The 21533-nt window shown below is 63.6% G+C and carries 20 protein-coding genes and 1 tRNA gene; 7 read left to right on the top strand and 14 right to left on the bottom strand.

Annotated features, from left to right (window positions below):
- Positions 1-5: 5 nt before the first annotated feature.
- The 4 genes from CUR21_RS09470 to CUR21_RS09455 all read right to left on the bottom strand — a co-directional run bounded on the left by CUR21_RS09470 (position 6) and on the right by CUR21_RS09455 (position 1531).
- Positions 6-647 (bottom strand): FMN-binding negative transcriptional regulator, encoded by a 642-nt coding sequence (locus CUR21_RS09470; protein WP_100196730.1) that lies wholly within the window; start codon positions 645-647, stop codon positions 6-8.
- 73 nt (positions 648-720) lie between these two features.
- Positions 721-1140 carry a hypothetical protein gene (locus tag CUR21_RS09465; RefSeq protein WP_198431653.1) on the bottom strand — a complete coding sequence of 140 codons (420 nt, stop codon included), beginning with the start codon at positions 1138-1140 and terminating at the stop codon, positions 721-723.
- 116 nt (positions 1141-1256) lie between these two features.
- Positions 1257-1382: a type B 50S ribosomal protein L36 gene (ykgO, locus tag CUR21_RS09460; protein ID WP_100196728.1), complete on the bottom strand. Its 126-nt coding sequence runs from the start codon at positions 1380-1382 to the stop codon at positions 1257-1259.
- A gap of 74 nt (positions 1383-1456) precedes the next feature.
- A tRNA-Val gene (locus tag CUR21_RS09455) sits at positions 1457-1531 on the bottom strand.
- 186 nt (positions 1532-1717) lie between these two features.
- Between CUR21_RS09455 and CUR21_RS09450 the strand changes: the two genes are divergently transcribed.
- Positions 1718-2578: an N-formylglutamate amidohydrolase gene (locus tag CUR21_RS09450; protein ID WP_100196836.1), complete on the top strand. Its 861-nt coding sequence runs from the start codon at positions 1718-1720 to the stop codon at positions 2576-2578.
- Positions 2579-2598: 20 nt separating this feature from the next.
- Here CUR21_RS09450 and CUR21_RS09445 read toward each other — a convergent pair whose 3' ends face one another.
- Together CUR21_RS09445 and CUR21_RS09440 are read right to left on the bottom strand one after the other, a co-directional pair.
- Positions 2599-3861 (bottom strand): DNA polymerase IV, encoded by a 1263-nt coding sequence (locus CUR21_RS09445; RefSeq protein WP_100196727.1) that lies wholly within the window; start codon positions 3859-3861, stop codon positions 2599-2601.
- 114 nt (positions 3862-3975) lie between these two features.
- Positions 3976-5319, bottom strand: coding sequence for a D-amino acid dehydrogenase (locus CUR21_RS09440; RefSeq protein ID WP_198431652.1), 1344 nt, complete (start codon positions 5317-5319; stop codon positions 3976-3978).
- Between the two features lie 226 nt (positions 5320-5545).
- Here CUR21_RS09440 and CUR21_RS09435 point away from each other — a divergent pair, with 226 nt between their 5' ends.
- Genes CUR21_RS09435 through dxs form a run of 6 tightly spaced genes read left to right on the top strand, consistent with a single transcriptional unit; the run spans position 5546 to position 10655 of the window.
- The gene (locus CUR21_RS09435; RefSeq protein ID WP_100196725.1) at positions 5546-6427 is read left to right on the top strand and encodes an SPFH domain-containing protein; all 882 of its coding nucleotides are present in this window, start codon (positions 5546-5548) and stop codon (positions 6425-6427) included.
- On the top strand, positions 6424-6693 hold the full coding sequence (locus CUR21_RS09430; protein ID WP_198431665.1) for a hypothetical protein: 270 nt from the start codon (positions 6424-6426) through the stop codon (positions 6691-6693). Before CUR21_RS09435 ends, CUR21_RS09430 begins: the two co-directional genes overlap by 4 nt.
- The gene (locus CUR21_RS09425) at positions 6686-7612 is read left to right on the top strand and encodes a histone deacetylase family protein (protein WP_100196723.1); all 927 of its coding nucleotides are present in this window, start codon (positions 6686-6688) and stop codon (positions 7610-7612) included. Before CUR21_RS09430 ends, CUR21_RS09425 begins: the two co-directional genes overlap by 8 nt.
- Positions 7609-7860 (top strand): exodeoxyribonuclease VII small subunit, encoded by a 252-nt coding sequence (locus CUR21_RS09420; protein ID WP_100196722.1) that lies wholly within the window; start codon positions 7609-7611, stop codon positions 7858-7860. The genes CUR21_RS09425 and CUR21_RS09420 overlap by 4 nt, the downstream gene beginning before the upstream one ends.
- Positions 7857-8726 (top strand): polyprenyl synthetase family protein, encoded by an 870-nt coding sequence (locus tag CUR21_RS09415; protein WP_232622737.1) that lies wholly within the window; start codon positions 7857-7859, stop codon positions 8724-8726. Before CUR21_RS09420 ends, CUR21_RS09415 begins: the two co-directional genes overlap by 4 nt.
- Before the next feature lie 15 nt (positions 8727-8741).
- Positions 8742-10655 (top strand): 1-deoxy-D-xylulose-5-phosphate synthase, encoded by a 1914-nt coding sequence (dxs, locus tag CUR21_RS09410; RefSeq protein ID WP_100196721.1) that lies wholly within the window; start codon positions 8742-8744, stop codon positions 10653-10655.
- Positions 10656-10748: 93 nt separating this feature from the next.
- On the opposite strand, the gene CUR21_RS09405 is transcribed toward dxs, so the two are convergent.
- The 8 genes from CUR21_RS09405 to CUR21_RS09370 all read right to left on the bottom strand — a co-directional run bounded on the left by CUR21_RS09405 (position 10749) and on the right by CUR21_RS09370 (position 21533).
- Positions 10749-11414 (bottom strand): glutathione S-transferase family protein, encoded by a 666-nt coding sequence (locus CUR21_RS09405; RefSeq protein ID WP_100196720.1) that lies wholly within the window; start codon positions 11412-11414, stop codon positions 10749-10751.
- Positions 11415-11500: 86 nt separating this feature from the next.
- Positions 11501-12160, bottom strand: coding sequence for a phosphoglycolate phosphatase (gene gph / locus CUR21_RS09400; RefSeq protein WP_100196719.1), 660 nt, complete (start codon positions 12158-12160; stop codon positions 11501-11503).
- Positions 12157-12846 (bottom strand): ribulose-phosphate 3-epimerase, encoded by a 690-nt coding sequence (gene rpe / locus CUR21_RS09395; RefSeq protein ID WP_100196718.1) that lies wholly within the window; start codon positions 12844-12846, stop codon positions 12157-12159. Before rpe ends, gph begins: the two co-directional genes overlap by 4 nt.
- A gap of 111 nt (positions 12847-12957) precedes the next feature.
- On the bottom strand, positions 12958-13698 hold the full coding sequence (gene mtgA, locus CUR21_RS09390) for a monofunctional biosynthetic peptidoglycan transglycosylase (RefSeq protein WP_100196717.1): 741 nt from the start codon (positions 13696-13698) through the stop codon (positions 12958-12960).
- Between the two features lie 95 nt (positions 13699-13793).
- Positions 13794-18332 (bottom strand): glutamate synthase large subunit, encoded by a 4539-nt coding sequence (gltB, locus tag CUR21_RS09385; protein WP_100196716.1) that lies wholly within the window; start codon positions 18330-18332, stop codon positions 13794-13796.
- Complete coding sequence (locus CUR21_RS09380) at positions 18319-19032, bottom strand: hypothetical protein (RefSeq protein WP_100196715.1); 714 nt, start codon at positions 19030-19032, stop codon at positions 18319-18321. The genes gltB and CUR21_RS09380 overlap by 14 nt, the downstream gene beginning before the upstream one ends.
- A 103-nt stretch (positions 19033-19135) precedes the next feature.
- A complete protein-coding gene (locus tag CUR21_RS09375; RefSeq protein WP_100196834.1) occupies positions 19136-20572 on the bottom strand; it encodes an NAD(P)-dependent oxidoreductase in 1437 nt (478 codons plus the stop codon).
- A gap of 160 nt (positions 20573-20732) precedes the next feature.
- Positions 20733-21533, bottom strand: a complete 801-nt coding sequence (locus CUR21_RS09370; RefSeq protein WP_100196714.1) for an undecaprenyl-diphosphate phosphatase — start codon at positions 21531-21533, stop codon at positions 20733-20735.

Here is a 21533-nt window from a genome sequence, read left to right as displayed (position 1 = left end):
GACGCTCAGGCCGGGTCGGGCGGAAGAATGCGGTCCATCTCGTCGGCAAGCCGCGCGCCATCGGTTTGCCCCTGACGCGCGCGCAAGGCGGCCGCCGCCCGCGCGCGGACTTCGGGCGGCTTGTTCTGGTTCAGTTTCCAAGTGCCCTGCATATCCGTGATCCGAAGCTGAAAAGGCAGGATCATCCGCATCATGCGCGGCATGGCGCCCGGGGTCATCTTGGCGCTGGTCCATGGCGGTTTGGGCAGAAGCCGCGCCTCTTGCAGCGCACTGATGGCATCAAGATGCGGCTCCAGCGCCTCGAGCGGCAGCGGATGCAGAGTGCCCCGCAGATGGACGGCGATGTAATTCCAAGTCGGCACCTGATCGGGCACCTCATCCTGCGGGCCATACCAATCGGGCGAGACATAGGCATCAGGGCCCTGCACCGCGAGCAGCGCGGGCAAGGGCAGCGCTGCGCGGGCAATGGGGTTTGAACGGGCAAGGTGCAGATCAAGCGTCTGGCCATCCGCCGACAGCACAAAGGGCACATGGGCGGCAAGCGGCCCGTCGGGGCCATTCACGGCCAGCATGCCAAAGCCTTGCGCCTGCGCAAAGGCGCGCAGCGCCGCAGGCTCGGTGGTGCGGAAGGCGGGATTGGGATGCATGGAGCCTCGGACAAGGATGCGGCGACTCGCAGGCTAAACCGGAGGCGCGGCTTGCTCAAGCCAACCCGCCCTCCTAAGCGCCTTGGCGCGGGCCAGACATCTTGGCGCGCCGCATCAGCCATAGGCCAAGCGTGGCGCCAAAGGCGTAAACAGCCGCCGCGAGCGGCGATTGCATCGGCAGCGACAACGTGACCAGCGCCCCCAGAAGCGTTCCGGCCCCGGGCAGAATCAGAGTGCCCGCGAAAACGCCCGAAAGGCCGATAAGCCCGCCCCACAAAAGGATATCGAGCGCCAGCCCCTTGCCCCCGTCGTGCCGGGCGAAGAGCGGAAACAGCAGCCATTGCGCGAGGGCAGCCCCGACGGGCAGCGGCAGCACAGCGCGCAACAGTGCCGTCGCGTCAACTGGAATGCCATTGGCCCCCAGCATCGCCAGCCCGACGGTGGCAGCGGCGATCAGCGTGGCAAGAACACGGGTGCGGGAAACGGTGAACATCATTCAGACCTAGCCGGACCCCGGCCGCTGACAAGCCGCGTCTGACAATGGCGGCAAAGAGAAAAGGCCGCCCGGTTTCCCGTGGCGGCCTTTTGAATACGTCGCTGCAAGCGAAATCAGCCCTGACGGGCCTTATAGCGCTTTTGCGTCTTGTTGATCACATAGACGCGGCCCTTGCGGCGCACGATCTGGCAATCACGGTGACGCGTCTTCAGCGAACGGAGCGAGTTGGCGACTTTCATGGTCGTCTCTTTCCTAGGTCGCGGCGCATCACGCGCCAGTTGAAAACAATGACCCCCAAGATGGGAGCGGTGAATGGTGGGCGGTACTGGGATCGAACCAGTGGCCACTACGATGTCAACGTAGTGCTCTACCGCTGAGCTAACCGCCCACGCTACAGCCGCCGTCCCCCAACATCCCAAAGAAAAGGACGCGGGAGGAACCGCGTCGGTGTGGGGGGGTCTATAGCCAGTTGCGTCCGGGGCTGCAAGAGGCTTTCGGCGCGTCACCGCCCTGCAATCTTGGCTTTTGGCATTTTGGCAAAGCCCGCTATAACATGCACGAGCGGGAGACAGCAGTGCAAAGCGAAGCCTTTACCCTTTACCAGCCCAGACGGCGTGAAACGCCAGTGGTGTTTTCTTCGCCGCACAGCGGGAGGGCCTATCCGCCAGCCTTTCTGGCCGAGTCGGTGCTGGATGCCCATATGATCCGCTCTTCCGAAGATGCTTTTGTCGATGAGCTGTTCATGTCCGCTCCCGATTTCGGGGCACCTCTGATCGCGGCCACGGCGCCGCGCGCCTATGTGGACCTGAATCGGGCCGCGGATGAGATGGACGCCTCGGTGGTAGAAGGCGTGCCGCGCAGCCCGCACAACCCGCGGGTGGCCTCTGGGCTGGGGGTGATTCCCCGGGTGGTCTCGGGGGGGCGGCAGATCTATCGGGGCAAGATCCCGCTTGAAGAGGCCGAGGCACGGATCAAACGCCATTGGACCCCTTATCACGCGGCCTTGCGCCAGCTGACGGAAGCCAGCCACAGCCAGTTTGGCCAATCGATTCTGGTGGATTGCCATTCCATGCCGCATGAGGCGATCGAGGCGCATTCCCGCCCCGGTCAAGCCCGGCCCGAAGTGGTGCTGGGTGACCGATTCGGGGCTGCGGCCGCGCGCGATGTGGTCGACCAGATCGAGGCCGCGTTTCGCAGGGCAGGCCTGCGGGTGTCGCGCAATGCCCCCTTTGCCGGGGCCTATATCGCCCAGACCTATGGCCGCCCGTCACGGGGGTATCATGTGGTTCAGGTGGAGATTGACCGGGCCCTGTATATGGATGAGGCGCAGATTCTGCCTTCGGCGGATTTCGAGGCCTTCCGTGCCCTGATCTCTGGCGTTGTTGCCGAGATCACCCGGATCGGGCGCCTTCAGGTGCCGCTGGCGGCGGAATAACCGCGGGAGGCCCAATGGGCCTAGCGCAGCGCGCGCCCCTTGATGATCGCCTCTTTGCCAAAACGGGCGCGAATCGCGTCGGCCGCGCGTTCGGCGCGCGCGCGTTTGGCGGCATCCGGGTCGAGCAGATCGCCCGAACGGTCGGCCTGATCCTCTGGGGCAAGGTCAGAGAGACCCACCCCGATCAGCCGAAACGGGCCTTTGGTGCCGGAATGGTCGAACAGATCGCGCGCGGTACGGTAAATGCGGTCGGCGATCTGGGTGGGATCCGGCAGCGCATGGCGGCGGGTGATGATCTGAAAATCCTTGCGCTTGAGCTTCAGCGTCACCGTGCGCCCGGCCAGAGCCTTGGCCTTGGCGCGATCGGCCACCTGTTCCGACAGCCGCCAAAGATGACCGTCCAGAAGATCGGGATCAGCGGTGTCTTCGTGGAAGGTCGTTTCCTTGGAAATGGACTTCAGCTTTTCATCGCGGGTGACACGGCGGCTGTCCTGCCCGCGCGCAAGATGCCAGAGCCGGTCCCCCATCTGACCGAAGCGGGCCATCAGATCGGCGCGGTCCCAGCGGAGAAGATCGGCAATGGTGCGGATGCCCGCCTGTTCCAGCGCGGATTGCAGCGCGGTGCCCACGCCCCAAAGGATGCGCACCGGTTTGGGCCGCAGGAAGGATTCGGTTTCCGCCGGACCGATCACCGAAAAGCCGCGCGGCTTGTCGAGATCCGAGGCGATTTTCGCCAGAAACTTGTTATGGGCAAGGCCGATCGAACCGGTGACGCCGAGTTCGTCCTCCATCCGCTTGGTCAGGCGCGCAAGCAGAACGGCGGGGGGCGCGCCGTGCAGGCGGGTGGTCCCGGTCAGATCGAGAAAGGCCTCGTCCAGCGAGAGGGGTTCGATCGCCGGGGTCAGATCCTCCATCATGGCGCGGATGGCGCGGCTGACCTCGACATAGCGGGCCATGCGCGGTTTGACGACCACGGCCTCGGGGCAAAGCTTGAGCGCCTGAAACATCGGCATGGCCGAGCGCACACCATGAATGCGGGCGATGTAGCAGCAGGTGGAGACCACACCGCGCGTGCCACCGCCGACGATCAGGGGTTTGTCGGCAAGACTGGGATCATCGCGCTTTTCCACCGAGGCATAGAAGGCATCGCAATCCATATGGGCAATGGACAGCGTAAAAAGGTCGGGGTGCGACAAGAGACGCGGGCCGCGACAGGCCGGGCAGCGGCCGCGCGGCGGGGCCGTTTCAAACTGGGTCAGGCAATCGCGGCACAAGGAAGGCATGATGCGGGCAGCATAGCCTTTTGGCGCGCGGGCGCACAGCGGGATAACGCGCCGCCGGAGGCTGCGGTGGGAGCCTCCGGCGGGAGTATTTCAGAAAGGTGCAAGCCACAGGCGTCAGCGCGCCGGGGCGGGCTGCAGCTTTGGCGCGGCGGATGTCGCCGGTTTCTGGTAGCGATCGAAGCCGAGATCGCGGCTTTCGATTTCGGGCGCGCGGCCCGAGACGAGATCAGCCAGCAACCGGCCCGAGCCCGCCGACATCGTCCAGCCCAGCGTGCCATGGCCGGTGTTGAGGAAAAGGTTCGCGACCGGCGAGCGGCCGATGATGGGGGTGCCATCGGGGGTCATCGGGCGCAGGCCCGTCCAGAAGGTGGCCTGAGACTGATCCCCGGCGCCACCGAACAGGTCTTCGACCGAATGTTGCAGGGTGCGTTTGCGTTTGTCGGAGAGCGACAGGTCAAAGCCTGCGATCTCTGCCATGCCGCCGACGCGGATGCGGTCTCCCAAGCGGGTGATGGCAATCTTGTGGGTTTCGTCCATCACGGTGGAGACGGGCGCGCGCGCGGCATCGACCACCGGAATGGTGATGGAGTAGCCTTTGACCGGGTAGACCGGGAGGTTGAAGCCAAGGTCGGCGGCCAGTTTCGGAGAATAGGAGCCGAGCGCCAGCACGAAGGCATCGGCAGTGACCTCGCCTTCGGACGTGGTGACCGAGGTGATGCGTTCTCCTGCGCGGTTCAGCCGGGTGATGCTGACGCCGTGGCGGAAGGTGACACCCAAGGCGGCCGCGCGCGCGGCGAGGCCTTGGGTGAACTTGAAGCAATCGCCGGTTTCGTCCTTGGGCAGGCGCAGGCCGCCTGCGATCTTGCCCGCTGCATCGGCCAGACCCGGCTCGACCGCAAGGCAGCCTGCCACATCGAGGACTTCGAACGGAACGCCACCTTGGCGCAGCACGTCGATATCCTTGCCCGCCGCATCCACCTGCTTTTGCGTGCGGAAGAGTTGCAGCGTGCCTTGCTGACGTTCATCGAAAGCGATGCCGGTTTGCGCGCGCAGATCGGTGAGGCAATCGCGCGAATATTCCGCCAGCCGCACCATCCGGCCCTTGTTCACCGCATAGGCCGCATGGGTGCAATTGCCCAGCATTTGCAGCATCCAGCGGATCTTGGCCATATCGGGCTTAGGGTTCACGATCAAAGGGGCATGTTCCATGAACATCCACTTGATGGCCTTCAGGGGCACGCCGGGCGCAGCCCAAGGCGCGGAATAGCCGGGGCTAATCTCGCCCGCATTGGCAAAGCTGGTCTCCATCGCGGCGGAGGGCTGACGGTCGATCACCGTGACCTCATGCCCGGCCTGCGCCAGATACCACGCCGAGGTCACGCCGATGACGCCAGAGCCGAGGACGACGATTTTCATGGGCAAACCTTTCACGCAGAGGGTGTTTGACCGAAGATGCATCGAAGATGCGGGGATATTCTGGCAAAGATGGCGCGCGCCGACGCATAATTGCGAAGACTTCTGCCAATATGCGCCAATTGGCAGGAGGAAGTTTTGTTCGATCAAGAATCAGGCGAAGAATGAACGGCGCAGGCCGCTTGTGGCGCAAGATTTTCCCCAGCCTTGCCTATGGCCGGGGAAGCCGCCATCCTGACAGGGCGCAATTCTGCGGACGGAGCGGATTTTCATGGATTTTGAGCAGTTTCTGGGCGGCAATGCAGTCTTTCTGGCCATCGCCGTCTTTGTCATCCTGTGCATCTTTCTGGGGGTGCGCATCGTGCCGCAGTCGGAAAAGCATGTGGTGGAACGCTTTGGCCGTCTGCGGTCCGTGCTGGGACCGGGGATCAACTTCGTGGTCCCGTTTCTGGACCGGGTGGCACACCGCATTTCCATTCTGGAGCGGCAGTTGCCGACCGCCAGTCAGGATGCCATCACCGCCGACAACGTGCTGGTGAAGGTGGAGACGAGCGTGTTTTACCGGATCACCGAGCCTGAAAAGACTGTCTACCGCATCCGGGATGTGGATGCGGCGATTGCCACCACGGTGGCCGGGATCGTGCGCAGCGAGATTGGCAAGTTGGAGCTGGATCAGGTGCAGTCGAATCGTGCCCAGTTGATCGAGCGGGTGCGCGAACAGGTGCGCGCCATGGTGGATGACTGGGGCGTCGAGGTGACGCGGGCCGAGATTCTGGATGTGAATCTGGACGAGGCGACACGGGCCGCGATGTTGCAGCAGCTGAACGCCGAGCGCGCACGCCGCGCGCAGGTGATGGAGGCCGAGGGCAAGAAACGATCGGTCGAGCTGGCAGCCGACGCGGATCTTTATGCCGCCGAGCAGGCCGCCAAGGCCAAACGGGTGACGGCGGATGCCGAAGCCTATGCCACATCGGCGATTGCCGAGGCGATCAAGGAATCCGGGCTGGAAGCGGCGCAGTATCAGCTGGCGCTGGCACAGGTGGAGGCTTTGGCAAAAGTGGCGCAAGGGCCGGGCAAGCAGACGATTCTGGTGCCGGCGCAGGCGCTGGATGCCTTTGCCGATGCCTTCAAGATGTTGAAGGGGCGCAGCTGATGTGGGCGGTGTGGTGGGTTTGGATCGTGGCGGGCTTTGCGCTGGGTGTGTTGGAGGTGCTGGCGCCGGGCTATATTTTTGTCGGCTTTGCGATTGGGGCGGTGGTTGTGGGCGCGGGCCTTGGGCTGGGGCTGCTGGGGGGCAGCCTGCCGCTGTTGCTGTTGGTCTTCGCGGTGGCCTCTCTGATCGCCTGGGTCGTCTTGCGCCGCGTGCTGGGGGTGCGCAAGGGGCAGGTCCGGCTGTGGGACCGCGACATCAATGACTGATCCGGTGCTGGTGCTGACCCATGACGATTGCCTTCAGCATGTGACGCCGCCGGGCCACCCCGAACAGGTGGCCCGCTTGCAGGCTGTGGAGCGTGGGCTAAAGGGGTTGGCCGTCACCCGGCGGGCGGCGCCTTTGGGCGCGGTGGAGGATGTGCTGCGCTGCCATCCGCCACGCTATATAGAGCGGTTGCGGGCGGCGGTGCCGGCGCAAGGCTGGGCACAGGTCGATGGCGATACCTACCTGTCGCCCGGATCTTACACCGCAGCCTTGCGCGCGGTGGGCGGGGTCTGCGCGGCGGTGGATCATGTGATGACCCAAGGCGGGCGGGCCTTTGTGGCGGCGCGCCCGCCCGGCCATCATGCCGAGCGGGAGACCGCCATGGGGTTCTGCCTGTTCGGCAGCGTGGCCATCGGGGCGATGCGGGCGATCGAAGTGCATGGGCTAAGCCGGGTGGCAGTGCTGGATTTCGACGTGCATCACGGCAATGGCACGCAAGACCTGATGTGGGATGAGGCGCGGGTGCGGTTTGTGTCGTCGCACCAGATGCCCCTGTATCCCGGCACGGGGCACGCGGAGGAGCGCGGCGCGCACGGGCAGATCACCAATCTGCCGTTGTCGGGGGGATCGGGCGGCGCGCAGATGTGGGCGGCTTGGGCCCCGGTGCTCGAGTCCTTGCGGCATTGGCAGCCAGAACTGGTGCTGATCAGCGCCGGGTTCGATGCGCATCGCGATGATCCCTTGGCAGGACTGAACTGGAGCACGCCGGATTTCGCCCGGCTGACCCGCGCGATCTGCGCGCTGGCGGACGAATGCTGCGCGGGCCGGGTGGTATCGTCGCTGGAGGGCGGCTATGATCTCGACGCGCTGGCAGAATGTGTGGCCGCGCATGTGACCGAACTGGGAAGGCAAGCCGCATGACCGACAAACCCGCCGAAACACCTGTAAGCGACATGAGCTTTGAAGCGGCGATGGCCGCCTTGGAACAGGTGGTCAGCCAACTGGAACGCGGCGATGTGGCGCTGGACGCCTCCATCGCGCTGTATGAGCGCGGGGCCAAACTCAAGGCGCATTGCGAGGCCAAGCTGAAAGAGGCGGAAGAGAAGGTGGAGATGATCCGCGCCGCCGAAGGCCGTGCCATCGGCACCACCCCGGTGGAGGGGATGTGAGCTTTCCCGCCGCTCTGGCCCAAGCGGGCGGGTTGATTCAGGCACGGCTGGACCTTGCGCTGGCGGATCGCGCCGATGTGCCAGTGGTCCATGCCATGCGCTATGCAGTGGCGGGCGGCAAGCGGCTGCGCGGCTTTCTGGTGCTGGAAACCGCGGCGCTGTTCGGCCTTCCGCCCGCGCGTGCCATCAGCGCGGCGGCGGCCGTGGAATGCTTGCACGCCTATAGCCTTGTGCATGACGACCTGCCTTGCATGGATGATGATGATCTGCGCCGGGGCCAGCCCACGGTGCATGTGAAATGGGATGAGGCGACAGCGGTGCTGGCGGGGGATGCACTTCAGACGCTGGCCTTTGAGCTGTTGTGTGACCCGGTGCTGGGGGAGGCCGAAACGCGCATCGCGCTGCTGCGCGGGCTGGCGGTGGCCTCGGGCGCCGAAGGCATGGTGCTGGGCCAGGCGCTGGACATTGCCGCCGAAACCGCTGTCATGCCGCTGACGCTCGACCAGATCACCCGGCTGCAGGCGGGCAAGACCGGGGCTCTGATCCGCTGGTCCGCCGAAGCAGGGGCGGTGATCGCCGGAGCAGATCCCGCCCCCTTGCGGGCCTATGCCACGGCCCTTGGCTTGGCGTTCCAGATCGCCGATGACATTCTGGATGAAACCGGGGACGAGGCGCAGACAGGCAAGCGTCTGCACAAGGATGCCGAGGCCGGCAAGGCCACGTTCGTCTCGCTGCTGGGGCTGGAGGAGGCGCGGGCGCAGGCGCGGGCCTTGGTCGCAGAGGCCGAGGGTCATCTTGCACCCTATGGTGACAGGGCCCAAATCCTGATAGACGCCGCCCGTTTTGTAATCGCACGCGACAGCTGAGGCCAAAGGCAGGATATGACCGACCGACCCAAAACCCCGCTGCTGGACCGTGTGACCTTCCCTTCGGACATGAAGGCGCTGACCGACCGCGAGCTGCGCCAACTGGCCGATGAGCTGCGGGCCGAAACGATTTCGGCGGTGTCGGTGACCGGCGGGCATCTGGGCGCGGGTCTGGGTGTGGTGGAACTGACCGTGGCACTGCATGCGGTGTTCGACACACCGCGTGACAAGATCATCTGGGATGTCGGCCATCAGTGCTATCCGCACAAGATCCTGACCGGGCGGCGCGACCGCATCCGCACCTTGCGGATGGAAGGCGGATTGTCAGGGTTCACCAAACGCTCGGAAAGCCCGTTTGATCCGTTTGGTGCCGCGCATTCCAGCACCTCGATCAGCGCCGCGCTGGGCTTTGCCATGGCCGCCGATCTGGGCGGCGATCCGGGTGATGCGGTCGCGGTGATCGGCGATGGCAGCATGAGCGCGGGCATGGCCTTCGAGGCGATGAACAACGCGGGCCATCTGAAAAAGCGGCTGTTTGTGGTGCTGAACGACAATGAAATGTCGATCGCGCCGCCCGTGGGCGCGCTGTCGAGCTACCTCAGCCGCCTCTATGCCGAGGCCCCGCTGCAAGACCTGAAGGCCGCCGCCAAAGGCGCGCTCGGGCTGCTGCCGCCGCCCTTGCAGGAAGGCGCGCGCCGGGCCAAGGAAATGCTGAAAGGCATGGCGGTGGGGGGCACCCTGTTCGAAGAGCTGGGGTTTTCCTACATCGGGCCGATCGATGGCCATGATCTGGACCAGTTGCTGCCGGTCTTGCGCACCGCCCATGCGCGGGCCAAAGGACCGATCCTGCTGCATGTGCTCACCAAGAAAGGCAAAGGCTACGCCCCGGCCGAAGCCGCGCGCGACAAGGGCCATGCGACGGGCAAGTTCGACGTGCTGACAGGCGTGCAGGCCAAGGCCGTCAGCAATGCCCCAAGCTATACCAAGGTCTTCGCGCAAGCGCTCATTGCCGAGGCAGAGCGGGATGACAAGATCGTGGCCATCACCGCCGCGATGCCCGATGGCACCGGGTTGAATCTGTTTGCCGACCGTTTCCCGCGCCGCTGCTTTGACGTCGGCATCGCCGAGCAACATGCCGTCACCTTCTCGGCCGGGCTCGCGGCTGGCGGGATGAAGCCCTTCTGCGCGCTGTATTCCACCTTCCTGCAACGCGGTTATGATCAGGTGGTGCATGATGTTGCCATCCAGCGCCTGCCGGTGCGCTTTGCCATCGACCGCGCCGGGCTGGTGGGGGCCGATGGCGCCACCCATGCCGGCAGCTTTGACGTGGCCTTTCTGGCCAACCTGCCCGGGATCGTGGTGATGGCCGCCGCGGATGAGGCCGAACTCGTGCATATGGTCGCAACGGCAGTGGCGCATGACGATGGCCCCATCGCTTTCCGCTTCCCGCGCGGCGAAGGCGTGGGGGTCGAACTGCCGACGCGCGGCACCCCCTTGGACATCGGCAAGGCCCGGCTGATCCAGAACGGCAACCGCGTGGCGCTCCTGTCTTTCGGCACGCGACTGGCGGAAACGCTGAAAGCCGCCGAAACTCTGGCACAAAAGGGCCTTGCCCCGACCGTCGTCGATGCCCGCTTTGCCAAGCCGCTGGACCATGACATGATCCTGAATCTCGCCCGCAACCATGAGGCGCTGATCACGATCGAAGAAGGCGCCATCGGCGGCTTTGGCAGCCATGTGGCGCATCTGCTTGCGGATGAAGGCATTTTCGACAAGGGCCTGAAATACCGCTCCATGGTCCTGCCCGACACCTTCATCGACCACGCCTCGCCAGAGGCGATGTATCGCGCGGCTGGGATGGATGCGGCGCAGATCGAGGCCAAGGTGCTGCAAACCTTGGGCATCGCGTCACTCCCCAAACGCGCCTGATTTGCACCTTTCTCAAATACTCATCTGACCCCGCCGCCGCTCACGCTGCGGTGTCAGACTCATGGCTTGATTTTTCGCAGAAAAATCGTCCGCTCAGAAATCAAGATCGGCGTAATGTGCGGGCGGCGGGAAACCCGGGACCTGATCGGCCAAAAGCGTGCGGAAACTGGGACGCGATTTGATCTTGGCATACCAGTCCTTCACGGTGGCCGAGCGGTTCCAGTCCACATCGCTGATGTAATCCAGACAAGACAGATGCGCGGCAGCGGTGAAATCCGCCAGCGTCATGATATCGCCAGCCAGCCAGCGGCGCTGATCCAGAATCCAGGCCATGTAATCCAGATGAAACTTGATGCGACCCGCCCCGAACTTCACATTCTTGGAATCCGGATACCCCTGCTTCATCACCTTCTTGTTCACCCGCTCATACAGCAGTTTCGACGTCACCTCATCGTGGAACTTGTCATCGAACCAAGCGCAGATGCGGCGCACCTCATAGCGCAATTCGGGGTCGCGCGGCATCAGGGCGGGGGTGGGGAACGTCTCGTCCAGATATTCGCAGATCGCCTGACTTTCGCTCAGCGTCTTTTGCTCAAGCTTCAGGATCGGCACCTTGCCGGCCGGGTTGCGGCGCAGGAAATCCGGGCTGGGCTCCCAATAGCGCTCTTCAACCAGCTCCACCTCCAGCTTCTTTTCCGCCAGCGTCAGGCGCACCTTGCGGCAAAAGGGAGACAGGGGGAAATGGTAAAGGCGGATCATGCAACACCCGTGAAATTGTTGTCAGAGTGATACAGGCCAAGCCACAGGGGTTCAATGCGCAACGGCATCTGGCCCCTGCCGCGACCTCAGGAAAGGCTGATCTGTGCCAAGGCGGCGGGCAGCGCGTGAAACTCGGTAAAGCGGACGGCATGGGGCAGATCGGCCACCGGCGTCTTGCGATAGCCTTCGGTGAACAAGGCAAAGGGCACCCGCGCCGCCTGCGCGGTGGCGGCGTCCACCTCGCTGTCGCCGATATAGATGGTGGGGCCACCGCCCAAAGCCGCGATGCAGGCGTGCAGCGGGGCCGGGTCTGGCTTGGTGACGGGCAGGCTGTCACCGCCGATCACCACCGGAAAAAACGGCGCCAGCCCCAGATCGCGCAGCACAGCGCGGGCCGGGGCTTCGGGTTTGTTGGTGCACAGCGCCATCGGATGCCCCGCCTCTTGCAGGGCGGTCAGCACCGCGACCACGCCGGGATAGGGCCGGGTCAGCGCCGCCGGGGCCGCGTTGTATTGCTCCAGCGTGGCGCGCGTCAGCCGGGGATGCGTCCGCATATCCAGACCACTGTGGAGGATGACACGCTCCACCAGCTTGGGCAGGCCATTCCCGATGAAGCTGGTCACCGTGGCCAAATCCAGCGGCGGCAGGCCTTCGCCCGCCAGCATCCGCGCGACAGCGGCATGGATATCGGGGGCGGAATCGATCAGCGTGCCGTCAAGGTCGAAAACCAGCTGCGCCGGCGTCATACCGCCGCCTCGGCTGCGGCGCGGATCGCACGGATGTTATCGCCATAAGGCGCGGGGTTCTGGACGGAACCGCCCTTGAACACCGCCGATCCGGCGACCAGCACATCGGCCCCGGCGGCGGCGACCAGCGGCGCCGTGTCCACGGTCACGCCGCCATCAATCTCGATATGGATCGGACGGTCGCCGATCATCGCGCGCAGAGCCCGCACTTTTTCAACTTGGGAATGGATGAACTTCTGACCGCCAAAACCGGGGTTCACCGTCATCACACAAACCAGATCAACCATGTCGAGCAGGTGCTGCACCGCTTCGATCCCGGTGCCCGGGTTCAGCGCAAGGCCAGCCTTGGCCCCTGCCCCGCGAATGGCCTGCAAGCTGCGGTGAATATGTGGCCCGGCCTCCAGATGCGCGGTGATCACATCGGCCCCGGCCTTGGCATAGGCGTCGATATAGGCATCGACCGGTGAGATCATCAGATGCACGTCCATCACACCCTTGATATGGGGGCGGATCGCGGCGCAGGTGGCGGGGCCGAACGTCAGGTTGGGCACGAAATGCCCGTCCATCACATCGACATGCACCCAATCGCAGCCCTGCGCTTCGATCGCCTGACATTCCATCCCGAAATTGGCGAAATCGGCGGACAGGATCGACGGCGCGATCTTGATGCTGCGGTTGAAGGTCATGCTGCGGTCCCCTTTGGCATCTGTGCTGCCTCTTCAATCGCGGATTGCCTGCTGTCGTCAATGGCCGGGTGCAAAAAAGACGGGCTTCAAAACCATCAGACCCAAGGCAGGTCAGGGCCGGAAACAGCTGTCGCGCCCGTCGGCGGCAATCGTCTCGGCCCCCGAAATGATGGATCGGGTGCGGTTGCGCACGAAGTTCGACGGGTTAGAGGCCGAGCGGCCTTTTGGATCGGGCAACACCGCCGCCAGCCGGGCGGCCTGCAGCGCGCTCAGGTTGCGGGCATCGACATTGAAGTAATGCCGCGCGGCGGCCTGCACGCCGAACACGCCTTCGTCGAATTCCGCGATATTGAGATAGACCTCAAGAATGCGCTGCTTGGACCAGACCAGTTCGATGGCCGGGGTCAGCACGCTTTCCATCGCCTTGCGCAGCCACGACCGCCCGTGCCAGAGGAAGACATTCTTCACCACTTGCTGGCTGATGGTGGAGGCCCCCCGCGTGCCGCCTTGGGCGACAGCGGCGCGGATGGCGTTCATGTCAAAACCGAAGTGCAGGCAGAAATTGGCATCCTCGGCCGCAACGGCAGAGCGACCCATGACGGGCGCCATGTCTTCGATCGCCACCCATTCCCGTTGCAGCGCACCCAAACGTGCGGATTCCTGCAATTGGTAGATGTTTGTCGGGGGATTGAGGAAAGAGAACAGCAGCACCAGCACGGCAAAGAAGGCCGCCACGCCCGCGATTCCCCGCAGCGTCCAGCGCAGCACCTTGCGGCGCAGCGAACGCACGGGGGCGATCAGCAGCGGGGCCGTGTCCTTGGCTTTGCGGGGTTTCTTGGGTGTCGTGGCCATGCCCTGTTAGGCCCGATGATGCGACCGGGGTCAAGCCATCTGCCCGAATGGAAAAGGGCCCCGCGAGGGGGCCCTTTGGTCCGGTGCCGCGTGGCTTACTCTGCCGGAACCTTGACCGCTTCGTCACTCAGCGGATGCGGCAGGTGGACCAGCATTTCCTTGGGGCAGACCTGCAGGAAATTGGCCCGCTCGGCTTCCCAATTGGCAAGGATCGACGCGGCCTTGCGGCTGCCGGTTTCACGCACATGGGCTTCGATCAGGCCACGCAGTTGCGCTTCCCAATGCGGGTGGCTGACCGCACAGGTCACCAACGATTCCAGGTTCATGAAATCTTCGGCCACGCCGTTTGGATCATACAGATAGGCCATGCCCCCGGTCATCCCGGCGCCAAAGTTGGCGCCGATGCGGCCAAGGATCACCGCAACCCCACCGGTCATGTATTCACACCCGTTCGATCCGCAGCCTTCGACCACCACTTTCGCACCCGAGTTGCGCACGGCAAAACGCTCGCCCGCGCGTCCCGAGGCAAAGAGGAACCCGTCGGTCGCCCCGTAAAGCACGGTATTGCCGATGATGGTGTTTTCCGATGCATCCAGCGGCGAAGACATCAGCGGACGCACCACGATGGTGCCCCCCGACAGGCCCTTGCCGACATAGTCGTTGGCGTCGCCCATCACCTCGATCTTCAACCCGCGCGTGGCAAATGCACCCAGCGATTGGCCCGCATTGCCGGTGAGCTTCACCGTCAGATGGTCGGGTTGCAGGCTGTTGCGCATGCCGAACTTGCGCACGATATGGCTGGATGCCCGCGTGCCGATGGTGCGGTGCGTGTTGCGCACGGCATAGGACAGCTGCATTTTTTCACCCTCTTCAAAGAAGCGGGCGCCATCGCGGATGATTTCGGCATCCAGCGTGTCTGGCACGGCATTGCGCGGCTTGGACCGATCATAGGTGATACGGTTCGCGCCATCGACCGTGATCAGCAGCGGGTTCAGGTCCAGATCGTCCAGATGCGCGGCCCCGCGCGACACCTGCGTCAGCAGATCGGCGCGACCGATGATTTCATCCAAGGACCGCGCCCCGATCGAGGCGAGCAGTTCGCGGACTTCCTGCGCATAGAAGGTGATCAGGTTCACCACCTTGTCGGCGGTGCCGGTGAACTTCTTGCGCAGCTCTTCGTTCTGGGTGCAGACGCCCACCGGGCAGGTGTTCGACTGGCACTGACGCACCATGATGCAGCCCATGGCAATCAGCGCGGCGGTGCCGATGCCATATTCCTCGGCCCCCATCATCGCGGCCATCACCACATCGCGGCCCGTGCGCAAGCCGCCATCGGTGCGCAGCGTGACGCGGTCACGCAGGTTGTTCATCGACAGAACCTGATGCGCCTCGGTCAGGCCCATTTCCCATGGCAGGCCTGCATATTTGATCGAGGTGCCGGGGCTGGCCCCGGTGCCGCCGTTGTGGCCCGAGATCAGGATGATATCGGCCTTGGCCTTGGCAACCCCGGCGGCAATGGTGCCGACGCCGGACGAGGACACCAGCTTCACCGTCACCTTGGCGCGCGGGTTGATCTGCTTGAGGTCATAGATCAGCTGCGCAAGGTCTTCGATGGAATAGATGTCATGGTGCGGCGGCGGGCTGATCAGCGTGACGCCCTTGGTCGAATGCCGCAGGCGGGCGATCAGTTCGGTCACCTTCATGCCGGGCAGCTGGCCGCCTTCGCCGGGCTTGGCACCTTGGGCGACCTTGATCTCCAGCTCTTCACAGGCGTTGAGGTATTCCGCCGTCACGCCAAAGCGCCCGGAAGCCACCTGCTTGATCTTGGCCGAAGGGTTGTCGCCATTGGCTTCGGGCAGAAAATGCGCCGGATCTTCGCCGCCCTCGCCCGAGTCGGACTTGGCGCCGATGCGGTTCATGGCGACGTTGAGCGTTTTATGCGCCTCTGGCCCCAAGGCGCCAAGCGACATGCCCGGAGTCACAAACCGCTTGCGGATCGAGGTGATCGATTCGACCTCTTCAATCGGGACGGGCTTGCCCAAGGGCTTGATGTCCAGCAGATCGCGGATGTGGATCGGCGGATTGGCCCGCATGGCGGCGGTGTATTGCTTCCAGATGTCAAAGCTGGCGCGGTCACAGGCCGCTTGCAGCATGTGCATGGTCTGCGCTTCCCAAGCGTGCTTTTCGCCCGAGCGGCGCGCCTTGTAGAACCCGCCGATCGGCAGCACATCGGCGCCGCCCAGCCAGCCCTTGGCGTGAACCTCTTCCAGCTTCTGCTCGATCCCCGTCAGGCCGATGCCCGAGATGCGGCTGTGCATGCCAGGGAAGTATTCGGCACACATAGCACGCGACAGGCCGACAGCCTCGAAATTGAGACCGCCGCGATAGCTGGAGATCACCGAGATGCCCATCTTGGACATGATCTTGAGCAGGCCACCGTCGATCGCGTCGCGGTAGCGGCGCATGGCATCGGTCAGCGACCCATCAATGAGGCCGCGTGCGATGCGGTCGGCGATGGAGTCTTGTGCCAGATAGGCGTTGACGGTGGTAGCACCACAGCCGATCAGCACCGCGAAATAATGCGGATCAATGCATTCTGCCGAACGCACGTTGACCGAACAGAAGGTGCGCAGCCCCTTGCGCGTCAGCCAGCTGTGCACGGCAGACGTGGCGAGGATCATCGGCATCGGCACCTTTTCGGGCCCCTGATGCTCATCCGTCAGCACAAGATGGCTCGCGCCAGACCGCACGGCATCTTCCGCCTCTGCCCGAATCCGTTCCAGCCCTTGGCGCAGGTCATCCAGCCCTGCGGTCACCGGGAAGGTGCAGTCGATATAGGCGACGCTTTCGCCGAAATGCTTGCACATGACCTCGAATTCGGCGTTGGCGATGAACGGGCTTTCCAGCACCAGAATCTCGGTCTGGCTGGAGTTTTCATCCAGCACGTTCTTGAGGTTGCCGAAACGGGTCTTCAGGCTCATGACCCGGCTTTCCCGCAAAGAGTCGATGGGCGGGTTGGTCACCTGACTGAAGTTCTGGCGGAAGAAGTGCGACAACGGGCGATAGACCGAGGACAGCACGGCGGCGGGGGTATCATCGCCCATCGAGGCAATCATTTCCTTGCCGTCTTCGGCCATCGGAGCCAGAACCTGCTCCAGCTCCTCGACCGTGAAACCGGCAGCGATCTGGCGCTTGCGCAACTCGGCGCCTTCGAACTGTGCCCGTTCCGGCACGTCGCGCAGCAGGCTGTTCAGATCGACAACCTTTTCGATCCAGTCGCCATAAGGGTTGGCGGCGGCCAGTTTGTCCTTCATTTCGGCGTCGTGGTAGAGCTTGCCGTCCTTCATATCGACCGCGATCATCTGGCCCGGCCCCAGCGCGCCTTTTTCGCGGACGGTGGATTCGTCAACCGGAACCATCCCGGCCTCCGACCCCGCGATCAGCAGGCCGTCTCCGGTGACGACATAGCGCATCGGGCGCAACCCGTTGCGGTCAAGCCCGCCGCAAACCCAACGGCCATCGGTCATCGCAAGCGCGGCGGGGCCGTCCCACGGCTCCATCACGGCGTTGCAATAGGCATACATATCGGCCCAAGCCTTGGGCATGTCGGTCGTGGTTTTCGACCACGCCTCTGGCACCAGCATCGTCTTGGCCATCGGGGCGGAACGCCCCGAGCGCACCATCACCTCGAACACGGCATCCAGCGCGCCGGAGTCAGAAGTGCCCGACGGGATGATCGGCTTGATGTCTTCGGCGGCGTCGCCAAAGTTGTTCGACGCCATCCGGATTTCGTGGGATTTCATCCAGTTGACGTTGCCCTTCAGCGTGTTGATCTCGCCGTTATGGGCCAGCATGCGGAAAGGCTGCGCCAGCCACCACTGCGGGAAGGTGTTGGTGGAATAGCGCTGATGGTAGATGGCGAAGGCCGATTCAAAACGGTCGTCCATCAGATCGGGGTAGAAGACAGCAACCTGTTCGGCCAGCATCATGCCTTTGTAGATGATGCTGCGGCAGGACAGGCTGCACAGGTACAGGCCTTGAATCTGGGCCGCCATCGCCGCTTTCTCGATGCGGCGGCGGATGATGTAAAGCTCCCGCTCGAACTGTTCCTGATCGATGTCCTTTTCGCAGCGGATCAGGATCTGTTCGATCTCGGGGCGGGTGGCATTGGCCTTTTCGCCCAGCACGCTGGTATCCACCGGAACATGCCGCCAGCCATAGATGTAATGGCCCATGCGCAGCACTTCGGCCTCGACGATCGTGCGGCAGCGCTCCTGCGCGCCGAAATCGGTGCGGGGCAGGAAGACCTGACCGACGGCCACCAATTTGTTCACATCAGGCTCATGCCCGGTGCGGCGGATCACGTCATAGAAGAACTTGACCGGGATCTGCACATGAATGCCCGCGCCATCGCCGGTTTTGCCATCGGCATCCACCGCGCCGCGGTGCCAGATCGCCTTGAGCGCGTCGATGCCAGATTGCACCACCTTGCGGCTGGGTTTGCCGGAAATGGCCACGACCAGACCCACCCCACAGGACGAATGTTCGTCATCGGCCTTATACAGACCGTGCGCGTCCAGCCAGGCGCGCTTGGTTTCTTCGGCTTTTACCCAGGCGTCGTCATAGATGGTCATGGCTGGAATCCTTCTGGCTTGGGGTGGCGCGTGTCATGAGGGGGTCGCAATCGAACAGGGGTTCGGTGGCGGCAAAGCCGGGTTCCCCCGGAAAAAGGAATGTGACGGGGCTGCCGTCGGTGGGCAGGAAGTCGCCATCCGGGCCGCGCCACTCAGAGGGGCCCGAGAAGAAAAGCCGCATCTCGGGGTGGATGTATTCGCGGCCGCGCGATTGGCGCAGCACCACCCCGTTGGGGTCGGTTTCGGTGAATTCAAACTCGGTTTCCGCCAAGGTGACACCATCAATGGTGACGCTGCGCCCCGTCAACGTGTCAAAGCCCGTGACCCGGGTTTGCTCACCATTGTCGCGGCTCAGGTTGAAGGCAAAGGTATCAGTGCCCGAGGAGAGCAGTTCAGAGAAAGAGGCCGGGTCGGCCGGGTTCGGGTCCAGCGTCTGACGCACCGCCGCTTCGCCCAGATCATAGCTTTCCACCCATTCGGCCTCGGCATTGATGCGGCTGACGAAATAGGGGCCTTCCTGATCAAAATCGGCGCGCCACTGATCGCCGGGCGTATCGGCGCTGCATTTGTAATGGTTGGACACCCGACATTGCCGGGCCTGCACCGTCATAAAGGTGGTGCAGCCTTCGGGCGGCGTGAAAGAGCCTGCCAGCGCCGGAGCCGGCAGCGCCACCGCAGCCATGAGAATCAGATGTCGCATTGCCATCCCTTTCCAGTCTTTGGTCAGCGGTGCTGACCCTTGCCGACGCCCGGAGCCCCCCGCGCGCCAGCCCAAACTTTGCACAGAAAGCGCGGCGCGGCTGTCACTCTGCCGCGACGACTTCGGCCTGCTTCAGATAGGCCATAATGGCATCGGCAGCCTCGCGCCCGTCGCGGATGGCCCAGACCACCAAAGACGCACCGCGCACGATATCTCCTGCGGCATAGACGCCGGGCAGATTGGTCGCATGGGTGCGGAAATCGGCCTTGATGGTACCCCAACGGGTGACGGCCAGTTCCGGCACACCCCAAAGCGTGGGGATGTCCTCGGGTTCAAAGCCAAGCGCCTGCACCACCAGATCGGCGGGTTCGATGTAATCCGCGCCCTCGATCACCTCGGGCGACTGACGGCCAGAGGCATCCGGGGCCCCCAGACGCATCTTCTGCACCATCACGCCATCCACGGCCTCACCGCCGGTGAAGCCTTTGGGGGCGGAGAGCCAGACGAATTCAACGCCCTCTTCCTCGGCATTCTGCACCTCGCGTTGCGAGCCGGGCATGTTTGCGCGGTCGCGGCGGTAAAGGCATTTCACCGACGTGGCACCTTGGCGAATGGCGGTGCGCACGCAATCCATCGCGGTGTCGCCGCCACCGATCACCACAACGCGCTTTCCGGCAGCGTTCAGGGCACCGGAGTCGAATTCCGGCACGTCATCGCCAAAGCTTTGGCGGTTGCTGACGGTAAGGTAATCCAGCGCCTTGACCACACCGCGCGCGCCAACGCCCGGAGCCTCGATGTCGCGGGATTTGTAAACACCGGTGGCAATCAGCACAGCGTCATGCTGGCCCCGGATTGCATCAAAGCTGATGTCGGCACCGACGGTGCAGTTCAGCACGAATTGCACGCCGCCCTGTTCCAGCTGTTCGATCCGCTGCATGACCACCGGCTTTTCCAGCTTGAAGCCGGGAATGCCATAGGTGAGCAGGCCACCCGCGCGATCATAGCGATCATAAACCGTCACTTGATAGCCCTTGCGGCGCAGCACATCGGCGGCGGCAAGCCCCCCCGGCCCGGCCCCGATGATGGCCACGCTTTCCGGGCGGTCGACGGCAGGCTTGATCGGCTTGACCCAGCCATTTTCCCAAGCTGTGTCGGTCAGATATTTTTCGACCGAACCGATGGTCACAGTGCCATGGCCCGACTGTTCGATCACGCAATTGCCTTCACACAGACGGTCTTGCGGGCAAATGCGACCGCAGATTTCCGGGAAGGTGTTAGTGGCTTGGCTGATCTCATAGGCCTCTTGCAGGCGGCCTTCTGCGGTCAGCCGGAGCCAGTCGGGAATGTTGTTGTGCAGCGGGCAATGCGACTGGCAATAGGGCACGCCGCACTGGCTGCACCGGCCGGCCTGTTCGGCAGCCTTTTCGGCGGCGAATTCGCGATAGATTTCGTGGAAATCCTGATTGCGCAATGTGGGCGGACGCTTTTCAGGCGTCTCTTTGGCGACGGTCACGAATTTGAGCATTTTCTGCGTGGCCAAGGCTGCGTCTCCCATGCGGATTTCGGGTTGCGCTTTCTTACCTAAGGGCCGCATGGAATAAAAGTCAGCAATGCTGACCTTTATTCCAGTTTTTTGATGCTTTGGTCAGCCGTGTTGACTTTTTATCTCGAAATTAGGTCAGCAGGCGATACCTATATGCTCAGGCACCCGCCCAAAGCCCCATCAGCGCGAGCGTTCCGACGATGATTCGCCACCAGCCGAACACCGCATACCCGTGCTTTCCAATGAAGGCCAAAGCCCAACGCACGACAAGAACAGCCGTCAGGAAGGCCACCGCAAAGCCAACGGCAATGTCGGCCATTGCCGAGAAATCCAGCAGATCGCGCGACTTGAACAGATCATAGGCTACGGCGGCGCCCATGGTGGGCAAGCTGAGCAGAAAGGAAAACTCGGCCGCCGCGCGCTTTTCCACCCCCATCATCAAGGCCCCCACGATGGTGGCCCCCGACCGCGAGACGCCGGGGATCATCGCCACACATTGGCAGACGCCGATCCAGAAGGCCTTGCGCAGCGGCAGCTCGGTCGCATCGAAATGCACGGGCGGCGGGGCCAACCTGTCGATCACCAACAGGATCACACCGCCGATGATGAGCATGACAGCGATCAGGATCGGGGTTTGGAACAGCACTGCCTTGATAAAGCCATGCGCGAAAAGGCCGATCACCACAGCCGGCAAAAAGGCCAAGAGCAGCGAGATCAACGTGCGACGGGCCGCCACATCGCTGCGCGCGCGAAACGCAATCCCGGTCAGCTTGACAGCATAAAGCGAGATCAGCGCCAGAACGGCCCCCAGCTGGATCACCACTTCAAAGGTATTGCCGGGGCTGTCAAAGCCGAGAAAATGCCCGGCAAGAAGAAGATGCCCGGTGGAAGACACCGGAATAAATTCCGTCAGCCCTTCGAGGAGACCAAGAAGGGCTGCAAGCACGATATTATCCAT

This window comes from Pseudorhodobacter sp. MZDSW-24AT (genome assembly GCF_002794355.1).
Taxonomy (GTDB): Bacteria; Pseudomonadota; Alphaproteobacteria; order Rhodobacterales; family Rhodobacteraceae; genus Pseudotabrizicola.
Note: the sequence above shows the minus strand (reverse complement) of the source record. Positions and strands in the feature narration are given on the sequence as shown.

Bases quoted from the DNA above. Each gene is read 5' to 3' on its own strand.
- CUR21_RS09470 (WP_100196730.1), bottom strand. From the start codon at position 647: ATGCATCCCAATCCCGCCTTCCGCACCACCGAGCCTGCGGCGCTGCGC.
- CUR21_RS09465 (WP_198431653.1), bottom strand. From the start codon at position 1,140: ATGTTCACCGTTTCCCGCACCCGTGTTCTTGCCACGCTGATCGCCGCT.
- ykgO (WP_100196728.1), bottom strand. From the start codon at position 1,382: ATGAAAGTCGCCAACTCGCTCCGTTCGCTGAAGACGCGTCACCGTGAT.
- CUR21_RS09445 (WP_100196727.1), bottom strand. From the start codon at position 3,861: ATGCCTTCCTTGTGCCGCGATTGCCTGACCCAGTTTGAAACGGCCCCG.
- CUR21_RS09440 (WP_198431652.1), bottom strand. From the start codon at position 5,319: ATGCATCTTCGGTCAAACACCCTCTGCGTGAAAGGTTTGCCCATGAAA.
- CUR21_RS09435 (WP_100196725.1), top strand. From the start codon at position 5,546: ATGGATTTTGAGCAGTTTCTGGGCGGCAATGCAGTCTTTCTGGCCATC.
- CUR21_RS09425 (WP_100196723.1), top strand. From the start codon at position 6,686: ATGACTGATCCGGTGCTGGTGCTGACCCATGACGATTGCCTTCAGCAT.
- CUR21_RS09420 (WP_100196722.1), top strand. From the start codon at position 7,609: ATGACCGACAAACCCGCCGAAACACCTGTAAGCGACATGAGCTTTGAA.
- dxs (WP_100196721.1), top strand. From the start codon at position 8,742: ATGACCGACCGACCCAAAACCCCGCTGCTGGACCGTGTGACCTTCCCT.
- CUR21_RS09405 (WP_100196720.1), bottom strand. From the start codon at position 11,414: ATGATCCGCCTTTACCATTTCCCCCTGTCTCCCTTTTGCCGCAAGGTG.
- gph (WP_100196719.1), bottom strand. From the start codon at position 12,160: ATGACGCCGGCGCAGCTGGTTTTCGACCTTGACGGCACGCTGATCGAT.
- rpe (WP_100196718.1), bottom strand. From the start codon at position 12,846: ATGACCTTCAACCGCAGCATCAAGATCGCGCCGTCGATCCTGTCCGCC.
- mtgA (WP_100196717.1), bottom strand. From the start codon at position 13,698: ATGGCCACGACACCCAAGAAACCCCGCAAAGCCAAGGACACGGCCCCG.
- gltB (WP_100196716.1), bottom strand. From the start codon at position 18,332: ATGACCATCTATGACGACGCCTGGGTAAAAGCCGAAGAAACCAAGCGC.
- CUR21_RS09380 (WP_100196715.1), bottom strand. From the start codon at position 19,032: ATGCGACATCTGATTCTCATGGCTGCGGTGGCGCTGCCGGCTCCGGCG.
- CUR21_RS09370 (WP_100196714.1), bottom strand. From the start codon at position 21,533: ATGGATAATATCGTGCTTGCAGCCCTTCTTGGTCTCCTCGAAGGGCTG.